The sequence below is a fragment of the Burkholderia sp. HAN2018 genome (genome assembly GCF_024704855.1).
GTDB lineage: Bacteria > Pseudomonadota > Gammaproteobacteria > Burkholderiales > Burkholderiaceae > Burkholderia > Burkholderia cepacia.
The window spans coordinates 1-5,001 of the sequence record NZ_QOBB01000350.1; the positions used below are offsets into that span (position 1 = coordinate 1).

The 5,001-nt window shown below is 72.2% G+C and carries 5 protein-coding genes, 1 pseudogene and 1 riboswitch; of the genes and pseudogenes, 4 read left to right on the forward strand and 2 right to left on the reverse strand.

The features are described 5' to 3' along the window. Both cbiE and DPV74_RS38900 read right to left on the reverse strand, forming a co-directional pair. Positions 1-445 (reverse strand): precorrin-6y C5,15-methyltransferase (decarboxylating) subunit CbiE (gene cbiE / locus DPV74_RS38895; protein ID WP_119339122.1); only part of this gene is annotated, 445 nt, incomplete at its 3' end. Between the two features lie 124 nt (positions 446-569). Then, on the reverse strand, positions 570-866 hold the full coding sequence (locus DPV74_RS38900) for a hypothetical protein (protein WP_027787408.1): 297 nt from the start codon (positions 864-866) through the stop codon (positions 570-572). A 142-nt stretch (positions 867-1,008) separates the two neighbouring features. Beyond that, a riboswitch (cobalamin riboswitch) is annotated at positions 1,009-1,200 on the forward strand. Positions 1,201-1,305: 105 nt separating this feature from the next. On the opposite strand from DPV74_RS38900, the gene cobG reads away from it, so the two are divergent. The 4 genes and pseudogenes from cobG to DPV74_RS38920 all read left to right on the forward strand — a co-directional run. Then, positions 1,306-2,670, forward strand: a complete 1,365-nt coding sequence (gene cobG / locus DPV74_RS38905) for a precorrin-3B synthase (protein ID WP_276141840.1) — start codon at positions 1,306-1,308, stop codon at positions 2,668-2,670. Beyond that, entirely contained in the window at positions 2,663-3,289 is a 627-nt protein-coding gene (locus tag DPV74_RS38910) for a precorrin-8X methylmutase (protein ID WP_119339121.1), read from the forward strand. The genes cobG and DPV74_RS38910 overlap by 8 nt, the downstream gene beginning before the upstream one ends. Continuing rightward, entirely contained in the window at positions 3,286-4,020 is a 735-nt protein-coding gene (locus tag DPV74_RS38915; RefSeq protein WP_059700239.1) for a precorrin-2 C(20)-methyltransferase, read from the forward strand. The genes DPV74_RS38910 and DPV74_RS38915 overlap by 4 nt, the downstream gene beginning before the upstream one ends. Beyond that, positions 4,017-5,001, forward strand: a pseudogene (locus tag DPV74_RS38920) (cobalt-precorrin 5A hydrolase); the annotation flags it as partial. The gene DPV74_RS38915 and the pseudogene DPV74_RS38920, both read left to right, overlap by 4 nt.

Here is a 5,001-nt window from a genome sequence, read left to right on the forward strand (position 1 = left end):
CGTCGGCGCTCAGCACGAACAGGCGGCGGCCAGGCAGCAGGTGGCGCGCGAGCGCCGCAAGCGGACGGCCGACGAGCGAAACCGCGCCGACATCCTGCAGTGCCCAGCCGAGGCGTGCGGCCGCCAGCGACAGCGACGACGGCGCGGGCAGCACGCGCCATTCGTCAGGGGACAGCGAGCGCGCGAGCGTGGCGCCGACGCCGAACAGCATCGGGTCGCCGCTGGCGAGCACGCAGACGGGCGACGTGCGCCGTGCAAGCACGCCCGCAAGGTCGAACGGCGACGGCCACGCTTCGCGCGCGGCCGGCAGCCGTGCGGGCAGCATGTCGAGATGCCGCTTCGCGCCGACGACGAGCGTCGCGTCGAGCAGCGCGCGGCGCGCGCTGCGGCCGAGCCCCGCGTAACCGTCGTCGCCGATGCCCACTACCGTCAGCCACGCCGTCATGCACCCTTCCCCATCGTTCGATTCCATCCCGTTTGTTGCGATGCGCGGCTGCCGGGCCGCCGCGCGTTGATTCGTTTCCATGCCGTGCGCATCGCCCGACGGCCGGTGCGGCACGGCCACGACGTCAGCCGAGCGGCACGCCGACGACAAACGTCAGCAAGGCCAGAACCATGCCGCCGATCGACGCGATCAGCAGCCAGCCGAGCAGCAGCCACATGAGCGGCCGCGTCCCGCTTTTCCTGTACAGGAGCGTGCCGCCCGCGACGATCGGCACGCCGAGGCCGGCGAGCCCGACATTCTTCGGCCACTCGGCCGACGGTGCAAGCGGGATCAACACGCACGCGAGCAGGACCCATGCGGGGATGGCGAGCAGGCCCAGTGCGATGCCCATGCCGAACAGTTCCGTCCTGCCGAGTTTCATGGCGGATGCCGGCGGTCGCCGATCTGATGTCGAGGCGCCAATCCTACCATTTGCGAGACAGCGCAAAACCGTCTGCGGCCATGCTGCGACGCGGTTGCGCGCCGTATTGCCGATGCCGGATCGTCGCGAAAATCGGGTATCCTACGGCCGTTCGTTCGCCGGTGCCCTTCGGGGCCGAAGAGGGAACACAGGGCGCCCCACGCGCCGCTGTGGCTGCCCCCGCAACTGTAGACAGCGAGCCGATCTCCCCCTCATGCCACTGGTTTCACCGGGAAGGCCGGGAGCCGGCGCCGACCTGTCAGCCAGGAGACCTGCCGGCCAGAAAGTGCGTGCGTGCCAGTCGGCGTCGGGCGGGGTGTACCGACGCGTTGGCCGCGGCGCGACACTGCCCCGGTACCCCGTGAGTTCCGCCCCCGATTCGATTCCTGCGTCGCCCGTCGTGCGCCCGTCGGCTTGCCCGGGGCTCGTGCGCGTGGTCGCGGCCGCCGACGGCGGGCTGTGCCGGATCAAGCTGCCGGGCGGTCGGCTCGATGCGCGTCAGGCGCGCGCGATCGCCGCCGCCGCGCGTGCTTGCGGCTCCGGTGCGATCGACGCGACCAATCGCGCGAATCTCCAGCTGCGCGGCATTCGCGACGGCGCGGCCGACGCGCTGATACGCGCGTTGCTCGACGCGGGCCTCGGCCCGTCCGTCGACGCCACCGCGGATGCCGTCGCCGATACCGCCGCGCTCGCCGCGAGCGACGACGTCCGCAACCTGATGCTCAGCCCGCTCGCCGGTGACGACCCCGCCGCCCTCGTCGACAGCCGCGCGCTCGCCGCGCCGCTCCTAGACATGCTGGCGCGCGAGCCGCGCCGTGGCGAGCTGTCGCCGAAATTCTCGATCCAGCTCGACGGCGGCGAATCGGTTGCGGCGCTCGATCATCCGCACGACATCTGGCTCGCCGCGTGGCGTCGCGGCGACGGTGCGGTGCGCATCGCGGCCGGGCTGGCCGGCTGCCCGCCGGTCGCGCACGACGACCGACCGGCCTCGGTCAATGTCGCACCCGATCAAGGTGTCGCGCTGGTCCGCGCGCTGCTGCTCGCGTTCCTCGATCTCGCGCCGGCAGACGTCACGCGGATGCGTGCCCTGCTCACGACCTGCGGCGAACGCGCGCTGCTCGAGCGCGCGCGGCACTATGTGCCGTTCGCGCTTGCGGCCGATCCGGCGCTCGCCGGCTGGCGCCGCGCGCGCACCGATCCGGCGCTGCGTTTCGGCGTACATCCGTCGCGCGATACCGCGCGCTGCCACGTCGGCGCGCAATTCCCGCTCGGCCGGCTCGACGCCACGCAACTGGAACGGCTCGCCGCGCTGGCCGAAACCGACGGCGACGGCACGCTGTCGATGACGCCCTGGCAAGGCGTGTTCATGCATCGCGTCCCGCGTGAACGCGCGCCGGCCACGCTCGATGCGCTGGCGTCGCTCGGCCTCGTCTGCGCGTCGTCCGACCCGCTGGCGTCGCTCGTCGCGTGCACCGGCAGCGCGGGCTGCGCGAAAGCGCGCGCCGACACGAAACACGACGCGCTCGCGCTCGCCGCGCGCATCGGCCATGCGGTCGACGTGCACCTGACCGGCTGCGAGCGCCATTGCGCGCTGCCGCATCCCGCGACGCACACGCTCGTCGCGGTTGCGCCCGCGCACTACGACCTTTACCGGCGCGATGCGGCCGCGGGCCTCGGCGCCCCGCTCGCGCGCCATCTGACGATTGACCAGGCCGCGGCCCGACTGACGGGCGCGCGGCACAGCCAGGACACCACCGATGCTTGACTACATTCGCGACGGGCAGGAAATCTACCGCCAGTCGTTCGCGACGATCCGCGCCGAGGCCGACCTGTCGCAGGTTCCGCCCGACCTCGAGAAACTCGCGGTGCGCGTGATCCATGCGTGCGGGATGGTCGACGTCGTCTACGACCTGCGCTTCTCGGCCGGTGCCGGCGCGGCGGGCCGCACGGCGCTCGCGGCCAGCGCGCCGATCCTGTGCGACGCGCGCATGGTGGCCGAAGGCATCACGCGCGCGCGGCTGCCGGCCGGCAACCGCGTGATCTGCACGCTCGGCGAGCCGGAAGTGCCCGATCTCGCGCGGGATCTCGGCAACACGCGTTCGGCCGCCGCGCTCGAACTGTGGCGTCCGCAGCTCGCCGGCAGCGTCGTCGTGATCGGCAATGCGCCGACCGCGCTGTTCCACCTGCTCGACATGATCGACGCCGGCGCGCCGCGCCCCGCATTGATCCTCGGTTTCCCGGTCGGCTTCATCGGTGCGGCCGAATCGAAGGCGCTGCTCGATGCCGACAGCCGCGGCGTCCCGTACGTCACGCTGCTCGGCCGCCGCGGCGGCAGCGCGATGGCCGCTGCGGCGGTCAACGCACTCGCAACGGAGGTCGAATGACGACCGCGCGCGGACGCCTGTTCGGGGTCGGCGTCGGCCCCGGCGATCCCGAACTGATGACGATCAAGGCGCTGCGCGTGCTGCAGGCCGCGCCCGTGGTCGCGTATTTCGTCGCGAAGGGCAAGAAAGGCAATGCATACGGCATCGTCGAGGCGCACCTGCGGGACGGGCAGACGCAACTGCCGCTCGTCTATCCGGTGACGACCGAGGCACTGCCGCCGCCGCTCTGCTACGAGACGGTGATCGCCGATTTCTACGACACGGCCGCCGGGATCGTCGGTGCGCACCTCGATGCGGGGCGCGACGTCGCGGTGATCTGCGAAGGCGACCCGTTCTTCTACGGCTCGTACATGTACCTGCACGACCGCCTCGCACCGCGCTACGACACCGAGGTGATCCCCGGCGTATGCGCGATGCTCGGTGGCACCGCCGTGCTCGGCCAGCCGCTCGTCTATCGCAACCAGAGCTTGTCGGTGCTGTCGGGCGTGCTGCCCGAGCACGAGTTGCGCACGCGGCTCGCGCAGGCCGATGCGGCCGTCGTGATGAAGCTCGGCCGCAATTTCGACAAGGTGCGGCGCGTGCTCGACGAGCTGGGGCTCGCGAAGCGCGCGCTGTATGTCGAGCGTGCGACGATGGCGAGCCAGCGCATCGTGCCGCTCGATGAAGTCGATCCGATGGCGTCGCCGTATTTCTCGCTGCTCGTCGTGCCGGGGGAAAAATGGCAAGGATGACGACCCCGCCCGCGATCGTGATCCTCGGCGCGGGCGCGCTCGATACCGCGCGGCGCATCCAGGCGCGTTATCCGGGGGCGCGCGTGCACGGCCTCGCGTCGCGCATCGCCGCCGACGTGCCGTTCGACGATCTCGGCGCGCACTTGCGCGAACTCTATGCACGCGGCCTGCCGATCGTCGCGCTGTGCGCGGCCGGCATCGTGATCCGCTGCATCGCTCCGGCGCTTGCCGACAAGGGCGTCGAACCGCCCGTGCTCGCGGTGGCGGAAGACGGTTCGGCGGTCGTGCCGCTGCTCGGCGGGCTGACGGGCGTCAACGTGATGGCGCGCGAAATCGCTGCTTGCGTCGGCGTCGCGCCGGCGATCACGACGAGCGGCGAACTGCGCTTCGGCGCGTGCGTGCTCAATCCGCCGGAAGGCTATGCACTCGCCGATCTTGCCCAGGGCAAGCGCTTCGTGTCCGACCTGCTCGCGGGTGCGTCGACGCGCATCGACGGCGCGGCGCCGTGGCTCGACGATGTCGCGCTGCCGCGCGACGCCGCCGCGGCGCATGCGATCCGCGTGACGCCCGAAGCCTGGCGCGGCACGCATGACGAGCTCGTGATTCATCCGCGCAGCGTGGTGGTGGGCGTCGATGCGCACGCTGTCCTCGCGGATGGCGCGCTCGCGGCACGCATCGCGGCGTCGCTCGATGCGCAGGGGCTCGCCCGGCTGGCGCTCGCGGCCATCGTGGCGCCCGCAGCGGCGATCGGCGATGCCGCGCTGGAGGATGCGGCGCACACGCTCGACGTGCCGCTTCGTTTCGTCGATACAGACGGCGACGGCAGTGTACCGGCCGACGCGGCCGCGCTGCTCGGCCGCGCGTTGCGTGTCGTGCACACGCTGCGGGCCACGACGAACGGCATCGCATGCGCGGTCGCGGCGCATCCGGTCGATCCCGCCACGCTCGGCCGTGCGCGCGGCCGCCTGACGGTGCTCGGGC